General features: G+C 63.1%; 15 protein-coding genes. 1 reads left to right on the top strand and 14 read right to left on the bottom strand.

What is annotated here, in order from left to right; genetic code table 11:
* The first annotated feature begins 3 nt into the window (after nucleotides 1-3).
* Nucleotides 4-822, top strand: coding sequence for a 6-phosphogluconolactonase (gene pgl, locus QQM37_RS03150; RefSeq protein WP_285724919.1), 819 nt, complete (start codon nucleotides 4-6; stop codon nucleotides 820-822).
* 106 nt (nucleotides 823-928) lie between these two features.
* Here pgl and secG read toward each other — a convergent pair whose 3' ends face one another.
* The 14 genes from secG to QQM37_RS03220 all read right to left on the bottom strand — a co-directional run bounded on the left by secG (nucleotide 929) and on the right by QQM37_RS03220 (nucleotide 16,107).
* A complete protein-coding gene (gene secG / locus QQM37_RS03155; RefSeq protein WP_285724921.1) occupies nucleotides 929-1,180 on the bottom strand; it encodes a preprotein translocase subunit SecG in 252 nt (83 codons plus the stop codon).
* A gap of 69 nt (nucleotides 1,181-1,249) precedes the next feature.
* On the bottom strand, nucleotides 1,250-2,065 hold the full coding sequence (tpiA, locus tag QQM37_RS03160) for a triose-phosphate isomerase (RefSeq protein ID WP_285724923.1): 816 nt from the start codon (nucleotides 2,063-2,065) through the stop codon (nucleotides 1,250-1,252).
* Between the two features lie 158 nt (nucleotides 2,066-2,223).
* Nucleotides 2,224-3,462, bottom strand: a complete 1,239-nt coding sequence (locus QQM37_RS03165) for a phosphoglycerate kinase (protein WP_285724925.1) — start codon at nucleotides 3,460-3,462, stop codon at nucleotides 2,224-2,226.
* Between the two features lie 8 nt (nucleotides 3,463-3,470).
* Complete coding sequence (gene gap, locus QQM37_RS03170) at nucleotides 3,471-4,481, bottom strand: type I glyceraldehyde-3-phosphate dehydrogenase (RefSeq protein WP_285724927.1); 1,011 nt, start codon at nucleotides 4,479-4,481, stop codon at nucleotides 3,471-3,473.
* A gap of 314 nt (nucleotides 4,482-4,795) precedes the next feature.
* On the bottom strand, nucleotides 4,796-5,425 hold the full coding sequence (locus tag QQM37_RS03175; protein WP_285724929.1) for a superoxide dismutase: 630 nt from the start codon (nucleotides 5,423-5,425) through the stop codon (nucleotides 4,796-4,798).
* Between the two features lie 161 nt (nucleotides 5,426-5,586).
* Nucleotides 5,587-6,567: a DNA-binding protein WhiA gene (gene whiA, locus QQM37_RS03180; RefSeq protein WP_285724931.1), complete on the bottom strand. Its 981-nt coding sequence runs from the start codon at nucleotides 6,565-6,567 to the stop codon at nucleotides 5,587-5,589.
* A 159-nt stretch (nucleotides 6,568-6,726) separates the two neighbouring features.
* Nucleotides 6,727-7,731, bottom strand: a complete 1,005-nt coding sequence (locus QQM37_RS03185; RefSeq protein ID WP_285724933.1) for a gluconeogenesis factor YvcK family protein — start codon at nucleotides 7,729-7,731, stop codon at nucleotides 6,727-6,729.
* Entirely contained in the window at nucleotides 7,732-8,652 is a 921-nt protein-coding gene (rapZ, locus tag QQM37_RS03190; protein ID WP_285724935.1) for an RNase adapter RapZ, read from the bottom strand.
* A 45-nt stretch (nucleotides 8,653-8,697) separates the two neighbouring features.
* Nucleotides 8,698-10,671, bottom strand: coding sequence for an excinuclease ABC subunit UvrC (gene uvrC / locus QQM37_RS03195; RefSeq protein ID WP_285724937.1), 1,974 nt, complete (start codon nucleotides 10,669-10,671; stop codon nucleotides 8,698-8,700).
* 71 nt (nucleotides 10,672-10,742) lie between these two features.
* Nucleotides 10,743-11,405 (bottom strand): lysophospholipid acyltransferase family protein, encoded by a 663-nt coding sequence (locus QQM37_RS03200; protein ID WP_285724940.1) that lies wholly within the window; start codon nucleotides 11,403-11,405, stop codon nucleotides 10,743-10,745.
* A complete protein-coding gene (locus QQM37_RS03205; protein WP_285725412.1) occupies nucleotides 11,395-12,132 on the bottom strand; it encodes an HAD hydrolase-like protein in 738 nt (245 codons plus the stop codon). Before QQM37_RS03205 ends, QQM37_RS03200 begins: the two co-directional genes overlap by 11 nt.
* A 73-nt stretch (nucleotides 12,133-12,205) precedes the next feature.
* Nucleotides 12,206-15,079: an excinuclease ABC subunit UvrA gene (uvrA, locus tag QQM37_RS03210; RefSeq protein WP_285724942.1), complete on the bottom strand. Its 2,874-nt coding sequence runs from the start codon at nucleotides 15,077-15,079 to the stop codon at nucleotides 12,206-12,208.
* A 165-nt stretch (nucleotides 15,080-15,244) separates the two neighbouring features.
* Nucleotides 15,245-15,631, bottom strand: coding sequence for a GntR family transcriptional regulator (locus tag QQM37_RS03215; RefSeq protein WP_285724944.1), 387 nt, complete (start codon nucleotides 15,629-15,631; stop codon nucleotides 15,245-15,247).
* Nucleotides 15,628-16,107, bottom strand: coding sequence for a MarR family winged helix-turn-helix transcriptional regulator (locus tag QQM37_RS03220; RefSeq protein ID WP_285724946.1), 480 nt, complete (start codon nucleotides 16,105-16,107; stop codon nucleotides 15,628-15,630). The genes QQM37_RS03215 and QQM37_RS03220 overlap by 4 nt, the downstream gene beginning before the upstream one ends.
* Nucleotides 16,108-16,110 lie beyond the last annotated feature (3 nt).

A 16,110-nucleotide genomic window follows, 5' to 3' on the forward strand; every position in this document is an offset into this window, starting at 1 on the left:
ATTATGAGCGTGCGGATCAACATCCATCCCAGCTTTGAGGTACTGGCTGCCACGACGGCGGCCCGCCTGATCACCAAGCTGCTGGACACCCAGAATGAGCGTGGTGAGGCGACGGTCGTCCTGACCGGGGGCACCGTCGGCATCGCCACCCTCAAGGCTGTGGTGAATTCCCCGGCCTGTGCTGCGGTGGACTGGTCAAAGGTGAACTTCTGGTGGGGAGATGAGCGGTTTGTCCCCAGCGACAGCCCTGACTCAAACGCCGTCCAGGCCCGCGAGGCACTGCTTTCCCACATCGGAGTTGATCCGGAACGCGTCCATGTGATGGGCGGCTCGGATCTCTTCCCGGACGCTGCCGCATCGGCCGAGGCCTACTCCCGCGAGTTGGCAGGGGCGGCTGCACGTGAGCACTCCATGGACGACGACGGCGAGGATCTGGACACCACGGCGTTGGTCTGGCGGGCCCTCCCCCGGTTTGACGTGCTGCTGCTGGGTATCGGACCGGATGCGCATATCGCCTCGCTGTTTCCGGAGATGGCGGGAATCCGGGTTCGCGACAAGCTCGTGGTGGGCGTGGAGAACTCTCCGAAGCCGCCGAGCGGCCGGATTTCACTGACGCTTCCCGCGATCAACTCGGCCCAGGAGGTCTGGATGGTCGTGGCGGGCAGCGATAAGGCCGGAGCCGTCGGCCTGGCGTTGGCTGGTGCCAACCCCGTTCAGGTTCCGGCTGCCGGCCCGGCAGGACAGGTCAAGACGCTGTGGCTGATCGATCAGGATGCCGCGGCCAAGGTTCCTGAGAAGCTGATGCTTAACGGATCCCGCTGAGGGTACCTCCACTGCACAAAACCACTGCATCAAAGGGCGGGGCCTCCACCAGATGGTGGAGGCCCCGCCCGTTGGGTTTAAAGTCAGTCGTTCAGCGCGGACCGGGTCAGGAGGCTGAGGAGAACTTGATCACCAGGCCGAGGGCCACGATCACCACGCCCCAGGTCAGGCCCAGCACCACGGTGAACCGGTTGAGGTTCTTCTCTGCCACACCGGAGGAACCCAGCGAAGAGGACATGCCGCCACCGAACATATCGGAAAGACCGCCACCCCGGCCTTTGTGCAGCAGGATGAGCAGCGTCAACAGCAGGGACGTAATGCCCAACAGGATCTGCAGGACGATAGTCAAAACTTGCACGGGAACCCTTCCGCGGGTGACCACAGGTCAGTGGCCGATCAGTGGGTGAAACCAGAAACACTCAACGAGTCAGTCGGTGACCAGATGCGACTCGAACCTGACAATATTAGCAAATTCTGCCGCATCCAGGCTGGCGCCACCAACCAGAACGCCATCCACATCGCGTTCCCGCAGAATGGACGCCACATTGTTGGCCTTGACCGAACCGCCGTAGAGCAGCCGAACCCGCGCGGCTACGGACCCTCCGAAGAGCTCTTGAAGTTCCGCACGAATCGCGGCACACATTTCCTGAGCATCCTCGGGACCCGCTACCTCGCCGGTGCCAATGGCCCAGACCGGCTCGTAGGCGATGACCAGTTCCGCAGCCTGCTCCTCGCTGAGACCGGCGACATCCGCCCGGACCTGCGCCAAGGTGTGCTCCACATGGGTGCCTGCCTGACGGATCTCCAGCCCCTCACCCACGCACAGCATCGGGGTCAGACCATGACGGTAGGCGGCCAGAAGCTTCCGATTGAGCAGTTCATCGCTCTCGCCGTGAATCGTGCGACGCTCACTGTGGCCCACCAGCACATAGCGGCAGCCCAGCTTGGCCAGGAAGGCCCCGGAGATGTCACCGGTGTAGGCGCCGGAATCCTGATCGGAGAGATCCTGTGCGCCATAGAGCACTTTGAGCTGGTCGCCCTGGACCAGGGTCTGGACGCCGCGCAGATCGGTGAAGGGCGGGAACACCACCACCTCGACGCGCTGGAAGTCATGCTTTGCATCAGAAAGCGTCCAGGCCAGCTTCTGCAGAAGGGTGATGCCCTGGACGTGGTCCATGTTCATCTTCCAATTGCCGGCAATGAGCGGGGTGCGGTCGAAGGTACCGTTTGTCGATGTCGTCACCGTTTCATCTTAGTGGCTCGCTCCTCACGGACCGAAGATGACTTGCCTCTCTCCGCCCGGCATCCTTCGTTCATGGTGCAGCGCAGCAGTCATAGCAACGGCAGAGGCCGCCCATCACCTTTCTGGGATGATGGGCGGCCTCTGACGCCGAAGGGTACTTAGCGGTCCAGTGCCACCAGTCCGGGGAGTTCCTTGCCTTCCAGGAACTCCAGGCTGGCGCCACCACCGGTGGAGATATGCCCGAAGGAATCCTCAGCAAAGCCCAGACTGCGCACGGCGGCAGCAGAATCGCCACCGCCGACGACGGTCAGGGCACCAGCCGCGCTGGCCTCAGCCAGTGCCTGGGCCACCGCCCGGGTACCAGCGGAGAAGGCCTCGAATTCGAAGACTCCCATCGGGCCGTTCCAGAACACCGTCCGAGCGGCGGTGATGCGGTCCGCGAAGGCTGCAGCGGTGGCCGGTCCGATATCCAGGCCGATGCCAGCAGAACCGAAGGAGCTGCCTTCGATCGCCTCGGCGCTGACCAGCTCGTGGGCGGCATCCGGTGCAAACCGCTCGGCCACCACGACGTCAGTGGGCAGCACGAATTCGGTGCCAGCGGCTGAGGCACGGGCCAGGTAGTCCTTGACGGTGTCAATCTGATCCGCCTCCAGCAGGCTGGACCCCACTGCGTAGCCCTGAGCAGCCAGGAAGGTGAACAGCATGCCGCCACCGACCAAAATGGTGTCCGCCTTGCCGATCAGGTTCTCGATCACGGCAAGCTTGTCCGAGACCTTGGAGCCACCGAGCACCACCACATAGGGGCGCTCAGTATCCGTGGTCAGCTTCTCCAGCACCGTGAGCTCCGCACGCACCAGATCGCCCTGGTAGGAAGGCAGAATCCGCGCGATGTCGTAGACACTGGCGTGCTTGCGGTGCACGGCACCAAAGGCATCATCCACATAAGCACCATGCTCGCCGGTGAGGGCGGCGAGCTCCGCCGCGAACTGCTGGCGTTCGGCATCGTCCTTGCTGGTCTCCCGGGCGTCAAAACGCACGTTCTCCAGAACCAGGACGGAACCGTCGGCAAGCGCAGCCGCAGCAGCCTGCGCTCCCGGGCCGGTGGTGTCCGGCGCCAGGCTGATGGTCAGCGCCGGGGCCAGCTCTGCCATCCGGGTCACTGCCGGGGCCAGAGAGTACTTCTCCTCCGGAGCGCCCTGGGGACGGCCCAGGTGAGCACTCACCAGAACCCGTGCACCGGCCTCAGCCAGCGCTGCGATGACAGGCAGAGAAGCCCGGATACGCCCATCATCGGTGACTAGAGAGCCGTCGAGCGGCACGTTCAGGTCACTTCGAACCAGAACGTACCGCCCGCGGACACCTTCATCGATGAGCTCGTTGAGGGTGTGAAGAGTCATGCCGTGGCCTAGAGCTTCGAGGCGACGAGCTCGGTGAGGTCAACGAGGCGGTTGGAGTAGCCCCACTCGTTGTCGTACCAGCTGGAGACCTTGACCAGGTTGCCACTGACATTGGTCAGAGTCGAGTCAAAGATCGAGGAGTGCGGGTTATGCACGATGTCGCTTGAGACGATCTGGTCCGCGTTGTACTGGAGGTAGCCAGCCAGGCGCCCCTCGGCAGCTGCCTTCTTGTACGCCTCGTTGACCTCTTCAACCGTGAGGTCGTCGCGGTCGGAGATCAGCGTCAGGTCGACAATCGAGCCCGTGGGTACCGGAACCCGGTACGACGAGCCGGAAAGCTTGCCCTGGAGCTCCGGGAGCACCTCACCGATCGCCTTGGCGGCACCGGTCGAAGCCGGAGTGATGTTGATCGCCGCAGCGCGGGCGCGACGCAGGTCGCCGTGCGGGCCGTCCTGCAGGTTCTGGTCTGCAGTGTAGGCGTGCGCCGTCATCATGAAACCGCGCTCGATGCCGAACGCGTCGTTGAACACCTGAGCCAGCGGTGCGAGGCAGTTGGTCGTGCAGGAGGCGTTGGAGATGATGTGGTCCGTCTCCGGGTTGTACGTGTCCTCGTTCACGCCCATGACGAAGGTGCCGTCAACGCCGGTGCCAGGTGCAGAGATAAGAACCTTCTTCGCGCCGGCCTCGAGGTGCTTCTTGGCAAGGTCAGCCTTGGTGAAGAAGCCCGTGGACTCGATGACGATGTCCACGCCGAGCTCGCCCCAGGGAAGGTTTGCGGGATCCCGCTCAGCGAAAGCCTTGATTTTCTTGCCGTTGACCGTGATGCTGTCGTCGTCGTAGCTGATATCGGCATCCAGAACTCCACCAACGGAGTCGTACTTCAGCAGGTGGGCAAGGGTCTTGTTATCCGTGAGGTCATTGACCGCCACGATCTCCAGGTCGGCGCCCTGCGCGAGAGCGGCGCGGAAGTAGTTGCGGCCGATGCGGCCGAAGCCGTTGATGCCGATCTTTGTGGTCACGGTGGTATCTCCTTGGTGCTCTTGACATCGAGCCCGAACGGGCACGATCCAGGTCAACGGTTGGTAGGACTGTTGAGATAACGGTTCTCGCACGACTTTGGGCAGAACGACTTGCCGGGTGGAGTCGGCTCAGGGCGCCGAGCGCCCGGAAGACTCCGTGATCCATCTTACGGTTAACGACGTTTGCCCCCGCAAATGCGGGAGCAAACGTCTCGCACTTCGAACGGTTTTGTGACATCCCTTACAGGCATGTCCGCCATTCTCAGTGCTGGGGTGAACCGTCAGGCTTGCGCCGGAGGACAGAAGATCCGGGATCAGAGAATGATCAGCCCGTGAGCACCCTGATGTGCAGCCTCAAAGCGCTTGGCGACGTCAGCCCAGTTCACAATGTTCCAGAAGGCCTTGACGTAGTCGGCCTTCACATTGACGTAGTCCAGGTAGAAGGCGTGCTCCCACATGTCGAGCATGAGCAGCGGAGTGGTGCCCACCGCAATGTTCCCCTGCTGATCGTAGAGCTGCTCGATGACCAGATTGCCGCCGATGGGCTCGTAGGCCAGGAAGGCCCAGCCGGAGCCCTGCAGGCCCATGGCAGCGGCAGTGAACTGAGCGCGGAAGGTGTCAAAGGAACCGAAAGCGTCATCGATGGCGGCAGCCAGCTCACCCTCGGGCTTGTCGCCACCGTCCGGGGAGAGGTTGTTCCAGAACACCGAGTGGTTGGCGTGACCGCCCGTGTGGAAGGCCAGGTTCTTCGAGAGCTGGTTGATGGTCGCGAAGTCGTTCTTTTCGCGGGCCTCTTCCAGCTGAGCCAGCGCCTGGTTGGCACCGGCCACATAAGCCGCATGGTGCTTGTCGTGATGCAACTCCATAATCCGGGCGGAGATGTACGGCTCCAGAGCCGCATAGTCGTAGGGAAGCTCCGGAAGGGTGTACTGCGTGTAGGTCACGATTCCTCCTTGTGATGACGTGCTGATGACTTGTTCAGACGGTGGCGGAGACCAGTAGTTCAGGGCCCCCTCGCAATAACGCTATATTTTTATGATCTATTTCCGCATATCGCGATCATCATAAGCGGCGATGATGAACCACGCTCGCCGCTTCTCTCAGGCTATTCCTCAAGCATCTCGAGTGTCACATTTGCCTCGGTACTGGGAATGCCCAACTCCTGGGCGCGTTTGTCAGCCATGGCGAGCAGTCTGCGGATCCTGCCGGCAATGGCGTCCTTGGTCATCGGCGGCTCAGCCAGCCGGCCCAGCTCATCCAGGCTGGCCTGCTTATGGGCCACCCGCAGTTCTCCGGCATATTTCAGGTGGTCCGGGACGTCATCGCCCAGGATCTCCAGGGCACGGTCCACCCGTGCCCCCGCGGCAACGGCGGCCTGAGCGGAGCGCCGCAGGTTGGCGTCGTCGAAGTTCGCCAGGCGGTTGGCCGTGGCACGGACCTCCTTGCGCATGCGTCGTTCTTCCCAGACCAGCAGGGTCTCGTGTGCGCCCATCCGAGTCAGCAGCGCCGCAATCGTGTCGCCATCGCGAATCACCACTCGATCGATGCCGCGCACCTCACGCGCCTTGGCGGTGATGCCCAGTCGACGTGCCGCCCCGACCAGGGCTAGGGCTGCCTCTGCACCGGGGCAGGTCACCTCCAGCGCCGAGGATCGCCCGGGTTCGGTGAGCGAACCGTGCGCCAGAAACGCGCCGCGCCAGACGGCCTCGGCCTCGGCAGCGGAGCCGTTGACCACCACCGAAGGCAGCCCGCGCACGGGGCGCCCCCGGCTGTCCAGCAGCCCGGTCTGCCGGGCCAGTGCCTCACCCTCGCGCACCACGCGCACCACATAGCGGTTGCCCCGGCGAAGCCCGCCGCCGGAGACCACGATGATTTCGCTCTGGTGCCCGAAGAGCTCGCCGATAGCCTGACGAAGGCGGCGGGCTGTCGCGGCCAGATCCACCTCAGCTTCAATCACGATGCGGCCCGAGATGATATGCAGACCGCCGGCAAAGCGCAGCATGGCGGACACTTCCGCCTTCCGGACAGAGGACTTCTTCGCGTCCAGTCGCGAGAGCTCCTCCTTGACTGCTGCCGTCAATGCCATCTACGTACTCGCTTCCTGTGGTTCCCCAGAACCTAGATTCACCGCAGGCATACCCGGCAGCCGGACTGTTCTCCGACCGCCGACCCCGCGTCCACCACGGACTCGCCACTGACCGGATGCGGTGCTTGCCTTTCGGCCGTGGCGATATCCAAATGTTATCTAGGCAAAGATATCGTGAAATGCTGCGGCCAGCCTGAGAGGGTCATGCACCGCCTGCCGATTGTTGACCCGCACCCGGCTCAGCACGACCTCGGCACCCAGGGCTGCCGCAGCCTGGCTGAATTCCTCCAGATCCCCGACGCTCGTGGGATCGGCAAGCACCACGTCCACCCCGAACTCCGGGGCGTACCGGGCAATCACCCGCAGATGATCAGCGGCGCTCATGCCTTCGGCTTCTTTGTCATTGACGTCCAGATTCATGGCCAGGCACCGTTTGGCAGCCGTGGTGCACAACGCCTGGCGAAGTTCCGGCAACAATAAGTGCGGCAGGACCGAGGTGTACCAGGAACCCGGGCCAAGAACCACCCAGTCAGCCAGCTCGATGGCGTCGAGGGCCTCGGTGCAAGCGGGCGCGTTTTCGGGGATAAGCGTGACGTCCTCCACCACGCCGGCGGTCGCCAGAGCCGCCTGCCCGGTGATGACCTGCAGGGTGGATGAGCCATCCTCAGCCTGGATCCTGCCCCGGCCCCGAATGGTCAGTGGAACGCTGGACATCGGCAGCACCTGACCACGTGCACCCAGCAACGCGCCAGCCCAGCGCAAGCCAGCGACGGTGTCGCCCAACAGTTCCCAGAGGGTCACAATGAGCAGATTGCCGAGGGCGTGATTTTCCAGGGTGGTGCTCTTACCCGGCTTGGCATGAAAGCGATGCTGCATGACGTCACGCCAGGTGCGTCCCCAGTCGGTGTCGTCACAGAGCGCGGACAACGCCATCCGGAGGTCCCCGGGCGGCAGGACACCCAGCTCTCCGCGCAACCGCCCCGAGGAACCGCCATCATCGGCGACCGTCACGATCGCCGTGAGCTCCTTCGTTACCAGTCGGAGGGCTGCCAGCGAGGCGGAGAGGCCATGCCCGCCTCCAAGCGCGACCACCCGTAGGTCCTCCCCCCCAGCATGCGGTGTGGAGGCCGGGATCAGCGGTAGCGGCCCGGTCAGCACTCCCACTTATTCACGACCCAGGTCACGATGCCGGGTGCTCACGCTCACCCGCGGAAGCTGGGCCAGCCGCTTGGCCAGCTCCACCGCAACCGCCACGGAGCGGTGTTTTCCGCCCGTGCAGCCGACGGCCAGCGTCGCATAGTGTTTGTTCTCCCGCCGGTACCCTTCGAGCACGGGCTCAAGGGCGTGGACGTACCGCCGGACAAACTCGTTGGCTCCGTTATCGATGAGCACGAAATCGCTGACATCCCGATCCAGACCGGTATGCGGGCGCAACTGCGGCACCCAGTGCGGATTGGGCAGGAACCGGACATCTGCCACATAGTTCGCATCCGCAGGCAACCCGTATTTGAAACCGAAGCTCATCACCGTCAGCCGGAGCACCACGGGGCCGGATTCAGAGAACAGCTCGTTGACCTGCGTGGCCAGTTCATGGACATTGAGGTGTGAGGAATCGAGCACCATGTCCGCCGAATCGCGCAGTGGCGCCACCAACTCCCGCTCCGCGGCGATGCCGTCCAGAATGCGTCCGTCGCCCTGGAGCGGATGGGGACGTCGCCCCTGTTCGAACCGACGGACCAGCGCTTCATCGCTGGCATCCAGGAACAGAACCCGGTAGGCCACTCCGGAAGCGGCGAGCGTGTTCAGCGAATCACGGATGTCGCTGAAGAAGGCCTTGCCCCGGACGTCGACGACGACCGCCAGTTTAGGGAGCGCCTGAGGCGTGCGCGCCACCAGGTCGGCCAGGGTCCCGAGCATCTGCGGCGGAAGGTTCTCCACCACGTACCAGCCGTGGTCTTCCAGGGCATTCGCGGCAGTGCTCCGGCCCGCACCGGACATGCCAGTGATCACCAGGAGTTCCGATTCCTGCGGTTTGAGCGGAGTCAGCTCGCCTTCAGCCCCGTCAACGGGGGTTGAATCCGTCATGGCACCCTGCCCATCTGTGTTCGTTTGTTGTCAGTAGAACGGTTCTCAGCCTAACGAAGATTCAATGATTTCGCCCGTGCTCAGATTGACCGCTGGTTCCGGCGCCTGCTCCAACAGCGTGCGGTGGATCGCTTCGGCAAGGACGGGCCCCACTCCCCTGACGCTGGCCAGCTCCTCGGGTGAGGCAGCGCGGAGTTTTTTGACCGAGCCGAAGTGCGCCAGAAGCGCGGTTCGTTTGGCCTCCCCCAGGCCCGGAACGTCATCGAGCAACGATGCGAGCATCGATTTGCCCCGCTTACTCCGGTGAAAAGTGATGGCAAAGCGGTGTGCTTCATCGCGGATCCTCTGGAGCAGGTAAAGCCCCTGAGAGGTTCTCGGCAGAATGACGGGAAATTCGTCGTCCGGAAGCCAGACCTCTTCGAGCCGCTTGGCCAGGCCGACTACCTGAACGTCGGTGATTCCCAGGTCCTGCAGAGCCCGCACCGCCGCCGCCACCTGGGGCGGACCGCCATCGACCACCAGCAGATTCGGTGGGTAGGCGAATTTGGAGCGAACCGGTTCTTCCCCGGGCTGCACGGTGAAATCCGGAGCGGCCAGCGCCCGCTGTTTCGCCTCGGCCTGTTCCGCCAGGAAGTGCCGGAAGCGTCGACTGATCACGTCGTACATTGAGGCGGTATCGTCCTGCGCAGCGGCACCGGTGATGGAAAATCGGCGATATTCGCTCTTTTTGGTCAGCCCGTCCTCCACCACCACCATGGAGGCCACGACGTTCGTCCCCTGAACGTGCGAGATGTCATAACACTCGATGCGCAGCAGTGGCAGGGGAAGGCCCAACGCTTCCTGCAGTTCCCGCAGAGCCAGCGAACGTTGGGTGATGTCCCCTGCGCGACGCGATTTATGAAGCGTCAGCGCCTGCTCCGCGTTGGAGGCCACTGTCTCCAGGAGCGCCGCTTTATCCCCACGCTGTGGAACCTTGACCTCCACCCTGGCCCCGCGCATGCCGCTGAGCCAGGTGGCCAGCTGTTCGCTGTTGCTGGGAAGCAGCGGCACCAGAACCTGCCGGGGAATCCGGTCATCACCGGTCTCCTCGCCGCCATAGACCTGCTGCAAAAGGTGTTCAAGAAGATCGGCTGGCTCAGAATCTTCCACCTTCTCCACCACCCAGCCGCGCTGGCCCCGGATCCGTCCGGAGCGGACATAGAACACCTGAATGGCGGCTTCCAGCTCATCCTCATGCATCGCGAAGACGTCCGCACTGGTGTCCTCAGAGAGCACCACGGCGTTGCGTTCAAAGACCTTCCGCAGCGCGACCACATCATCGCGCAGGCGCGCTGCGCGCTCATAGTCCTGTGCGGCGGCTGCTTCCGCCATCTGGCTCTGCAAATCGGAGATGAACCTGCCCGCCTCCCCGCCCATGAAGGCGCAGAACTCCTCGGCCAGCTGTCGATGTTCCTCCAGCGAGACCCGGCCGACGCAGGGTGCCGCACATTTATCGATATAGCCCAGCAGACAGGGCCGCCCGCTCTGCTGGGCACGCTTGAGCACGCCGGCGCTGCAGGTCCGCACCGGGAAAACCCGCAAGAGAGTGTCCACGGTCTCCCGAATCGCGCCCGCGGTATAGGGGCCGAAATATCGGGTGCCTTTCCGGCGCTCCCCGCGCATCACCTGGACCCGAGGGATGTCCTCGCCGAGAGTGACCGCCAGGTAGGGGTAGCTCTTGTCGTCCCGGAAGGCCAGGTTGTACCGCGGCGTGAATTCCTTGATCCAGGTGTATTCAAGCTGAAGCGCCTCCAGCTCGCTGCCCACAATGGTCCACTGGACACTCGCGGCGGCGTGCACCATCGCGTAGGTTTTCGGCAGCAGATTGGCGGGGTTGGCGAAGTACGAATTCAGCCGGGAGCGCAGATTCTTGGCCTTGCCGACATAGATCACCCGGCCGAATTCATCACGGAACCGGTAAACCCCCGGATCGGTGGGAATCTCTCCGGGCTGGGGCCGGTAACTCGCTGGATCTGCCACACACACATCCTAGCTGCGGGCACCGACAGCCTCAGGGGTGCCGACGACCAGCGCCCCTGTGCTCGCTCGGGTTATACCGATTTGCTCTGGTTGTACCGTTCAACGCGTTCCTGCCCGGTGATCGCGGCGATGGCATCCATGATCTGATCCGTGGCAGCACGACGCGCCGGCAGTGAATGATCCGGCCCCGTTTTCTCGAAGTACAGAGGCTTGCCCACCGTCAGCGAAAAGTGCTGCGGTTTGATCGCATTGCGACCCGCGGGCTGCAATTTGTCCGTATCCCTGAGCCCAACCGGCAGCACCGGGGCCCCCGTGGTCAGCGCCAGCCAGCCCACACCGGTTCGGCCGCGGTAGAGCTTCCCATCCCTGGACCGAGTGCCCTCCGGGTAGATCCCCACTCCGTCACCGGCCGCTAGCAGGTCCAGCAGCGACTTCAGCGCCGCGACGCTGGCAGCTTGCTCACCTCGCTCCACCGGGATAGACCCCACCGCGGTGAAAAACGACTTCATGAAGCGGCCCTTGATGCCTTTAGTGGTGAAATATTCGGCTTTGGCGAAGAAAGCGACCTTGCGCGGCAGGATTGTCTGGATCAGCACGCTGTCCAGGAAGGACAGATGGTTGGGTGCCACGATAAATGGACCGTCCTGAGGCACGTTCTCCAGACCCACGATGGTCGGATGACACGTTGCAGAAATCAGGCCGCGCGTGGCACTGCGCGCAGACTCATAGAACACGTGAACCCACCGTCCTGGCAGAGCCTGCCTGTACTGGAACTCCCGAGGTCATCAGTATCTCCACCAGTTGATCGGCGTCATCGACCACCATGACGGCGCCTGCATCCTGAAGCTCCCCCTGGGCCGCAAAGCCCCAGCTGACCCCAATGGTGGGCAACCCGTTGGCTGCTGCACCCAGAACGTCATGTTCGCGATCTCCCACCATGACGGCGGGTCCGGAAGCACCCAGTGCCTGTTGAGCTGCGGCCACAATGTGCGCTTTCGCAGGCTGACCATCCGATGGCGCCAGGAGGGCCTCATGGTCATCAGAGCCGCAGATCGCGCTGAAATAGCCGGAGAGACCATGGTGGTCGAGCACGACCCGAGCCAGTCCCTGCGGCTTCTGCGTGGCAACCGCCAACCCAAAACCGGCCCGACGAAGCTCCTGCAGAGCAGTCTCGATACCGGGGTACGGTCTGCTCATCGGTATGGCTCGATCCCTGTACCACTGCCGGTACAACTCAATTGTGGGCTCCAGCAGATCCGGGGTCACCTCGGTATAGAGGAGCAGGGATTCCGCCAGCTTGGGCCCGACCATCCGGCGAAGGACCTCGTCCTCAGGCACCGGCAGGCCCATGCCCTCCAACGCATATGCGATACCCCCGGTGATACCGCCAGCCGGGTCAATCAGGGTCCCGTCGAGGTCAAAGAGGACGTTCGCGGTCCACTGCTCGTCCGAGCCTGTCATATTCACCGCCCTAGTTTCTCACGTGTTCCGCCCTGCCCCATGCATGCATACCTGAATCGGCATATCTTCGCGGCTACAACACCTCACGCAAGAATACGGCGGTGTGGCTTTCCGTGGAACGCGCCACCTGCTCCGGCGTACCAGTGGCAATAATCTGTCCACCGCCGGAACCGCCGTCCGGACCCAGATCGATAATCCAGTCCGCACTCTTGATCACATCAAGGTTGTGCTCGATCGTGATGACCGTGTTCCCCTTGTCCACCAGGCCCTGAAGCACCAGCAACAGCTTGCGGATGTCTTCAAAGTGCAGACCGGTGGTGGGTTCATCGAGCACGTAGACGCTGCGCCCATTGGATCGCTTCTGCAGTTCTGCGGCGAGCTTGACCCGCTGGGCTTCTCCACCGGAGAGCGTCGTGGCGGGCTGGCCCAGCCGGACATAGCCCAGGCCCACATCCACCAGGGTCTGCAAATGCCGGGCGATGGGCGTGAAGGCGGCAAAGAACTCTGCGCCCTCGTCGATGGGCATGTTGAGCACGTCAGCAATGGTCTTGCCCTTGTAATGTACCTCCAGAGTTTCCCGGTTGTACCTGGCCCCGTGACAGACCTCGCAGGGCACATAGACATCCGGCAGGAAGTTCATCTCAATCTTCAGCGTGCCGTCACCGGAGCAGGCCTCGCACCGGCCACCCTTGACGTTGAAGGAGAATCGACCTGGCTGATAACCACGCACCTTGGCCTCGGTCGTCTCCGCAAAAAGCTTGCGAATGTTGTCGAAGACGCCGGTATAGGTGGCGGGGTTGGATCGTGGCGTCCGCCCGATCGGACTCTGGTCAACGTGCACGACCTTGTCCAGATGTTCCAGACCGTCCACTCGCGTGTGCCGGCCGGCGACCTGTTTGGCACCATTGAGCTTATTGGCCAGCACCTTGTACAGGATCTCGTTGACCAGCGTCGACTTCCCGGAGCCGGAGACACCCGTAACCGCCGTCAGCACTCCCAGGGGGAACGAGGCATCAACATTCCTGAGGTTGTTTTCCCGGGCACCGACCACCGCGAGCATGCGCTTCTTGTCGATCTTTCGCCGCTGGGCGGGCACGGCAATGCTGCGCCGTCCGGAGAGGTAGTCCCCCGTAAGAGACTCCGTGTTCTTCAGCAAATCCGCCAAGGGTCCGGAATGTACCACCCGACCGCCGTGTTCCCCGGCCCCCGGACCGACATCCACCACCCAGTCGGCTTCGTGAATGGTGTCCTCGTCGTGCTCCACCACGATCAGTGTGTTCCCCAGATCCCGCAACCGGGTCAGTGTCTCGATCAGTCGACGGTTGTCCCGCTGATGAAGACCAATGGAGGGCTCATCAAGGACGTAAAGCACACCCACCAGCCCGGAACCGATCTGGGTGGCCAGACGGATGCGCTGAGCCTCTCCACCGGACAGCGTCGCCGAGGCCCGCTCCAGATTGAGGTATTCCAGGCCCACGTCCAACAGGAAGGTCAGGCGCGCCTGAATCTCCTTGAGCACCTGGGCTGCGATCTGGGCATCCCGACTGCTTAGCTCCAGCGAGGAGAAAAATTCAAAGCAGTCCCGCATCGGCAGCGCGGTAATCGAGGAAATGGAATGTCCCGCCACCAGCACCGACAGCGATGCCGGATTCAGGCGCGCTCCCCCGCACTCCGGGCACGGGATCTGCCGCATGTACTCCTCGTACCGGTCCCGAGCGTGATCGGATTCCGTTTCGAGATGTTTACGGTGGATGTACTGCACCACGCCCTCAAACCCGGTGCTGTATTTGCGTTCACGGCCAAAGCGGTTGCGGTATTGCACCGTGACTTTATGATCTTTCCCGTGAAGGACGGCCTTCTGCGCAGCCGCACCCAGATCCTTCCACGGAGTATCCAGATCGAAGCCTACGTCCCGGCCAAGGCCCTCCAGGAGCCGGTTCCAGTATTCAGTGGTGGCCGTACCCAGCGACCAGGGCGCAATGGCGCCCTCGGCCAGAGTGAGGGCAGGATTAGGCACCAGCAGCTCCTCATCCACTTCCAGCTTGGTACCGATACCGGTGCAGGCAGGGCAGGCGCCAAAGGGGTTGTTGAAGGAGAATGAGCGCGGTTCGATTTCGTCGAGAGCCAGCGGATGCTCGTTCGGACAGGCCAGGTTTTCACTGAAGGAACGGATGCTTCCGGGTTCACCCTCCGGAACATCCACCAACTCAGCCAGAACCCGCCCTTCAGCCAACAGCAGTGCGGTCTCCACCGAATCTGTCAGCCGCTGATTGATGCCCTCACGGACCACCAGCCGGTCCACCACCACCTCAATGGTGTGCTTGAACTGCTTCTTCAGGGTGGGCGGGTCGGAGAGCTGGATCAACTCGTCATCGACCTTGGCGCGCGCGTAGCCCTTGGCAGCCAGTTCCTTGAACAGCTCCACGAATTCGCCCTTGCGCCCGCGGACCACGGGAGCCAACACCTGGAACCGGGTACCCTCGGGCAGATCCAGCAGCTGGTCCACAATCTGCTGCGGAGTCTGCCGGGTCACCGGTTCGTGGCAGATGGGGCAGTGCGGCTGACCGATGCGCGCCCACAGCAAACGCATGTAGTCATAAATTTCAGTGATTGTGCCCACCGTCGAGCGCGGATTTTTGGAGGTCGACTTCTGATCGATCGAGACGGCGGGCGAGAGGCCCTCGATGAAATCAACATCCGGTTTGTCGACCTGGCCCAGGAACTGGCGGGCGTAAGCGGACAGCGATTCGACGTAGCGCCGCTGCCCCTCGGCAAAGATCGTGTCAAAGGCCAACGATGACTTACCAGAACCAGAGAGCCCGGTGAAGACGATCATGGAATCCCGGGGAAGATCCAGGTCAACGTTGCGCAGATTGTGCTCCCGCGCGCCCTTGACCACCAGCCGAGAGAGGTCTGGCGGGGTGGGGGCGGGCGACCTGCGGCTCACGGCGCGAGACGACAGGGAGGTCTTGGTATCTCCAGTAGCTTTTGGCACAACTGTATCCTAGTCGAAAGTGTGTTCGAATTGGTTTCGTTCCGTAGCCAGCATAATTGTCGGCACCGACAATTCAGGCCCATCCCTCGCGGGCTCCACCCTCGGGGCGCTGGGGACCTAGCTCTTCAGGGCAGCCTCGACCATCAGGAGCGCTTCTGCTTCCGAAATCCCCTGGCTGTGGGCGATGGCGGCGAACTCCCGGGCCGCGTCCGCGACGGCATCGCGCCGTTGCTCCGCTGCACCGCTGACCAGGGTCCCGTTGCGGCCAGCGGTGCGCAACAGGCCGCTTTCCTCGAGCTCACGGATCGCTCGCGCCACGGTGTTGACGGCAAGCCCGCTGGTGCCAGCCAGGGCGCGCACTGACGGCAGTTTGGTGCCCGCAGGCAGAACATGATCGTCAATCAGTTGGCTCAGATACTGTTTGAGCTGCTCATAGGGCGGCACCGTGCTCTCCGCCCTGGGACGCCACTCATTGAGCCGGGCCAGGGACTGATTCAGATTCATGAAGCCACCCTGTTGATCTGCGTAACGGAGGGAAGCGCACCCGCCGGATTCCGCAATGCATCCGCCATTCTGCTCAAGGCATTCAGCGCCTGCTGCGCCTCCTCCTCGTCCCAGCCGCTGAGCCGTTCGCGCATCCGGCCCGCTCGCTGAGCCAGAACCTCGCCAAGAACCCTGGAGCCGTCATCAGAGAGCGCAATCAGGCTAGCCCGACCATCATCCGGATCAGGGCGGCGTCGAACCAGACCCTGCTCATCCATATCAGCCAGCTGCCTGCTGAGCGCGCTCGGGCCTACACCGATCCGTTCGGCAAGCTCCGTGGCCCGGCATTCTCCCAGCTGACCCAGAAGCCCCAGAATGCCGATATGCGCCAGGCGAGGGCTCTCGGCCTGAGGCTCATGGGAGATCGATTTCAGCGTCCGGAACAGCCGGAACACCTCGTTCACCAGATCCACCAGGGTTTGGTCCTGGACCGACATGGC

It is taken from the genome of Psychromicrobium xiongbiense (genome assembly GCF_030271165.1).
Lineage (GTDB): Bacteria > Actinomycetota > Actinomycetes > Actinomycetales > Micrococcaceae > Renibacterium > Renibacterium xiongbiense.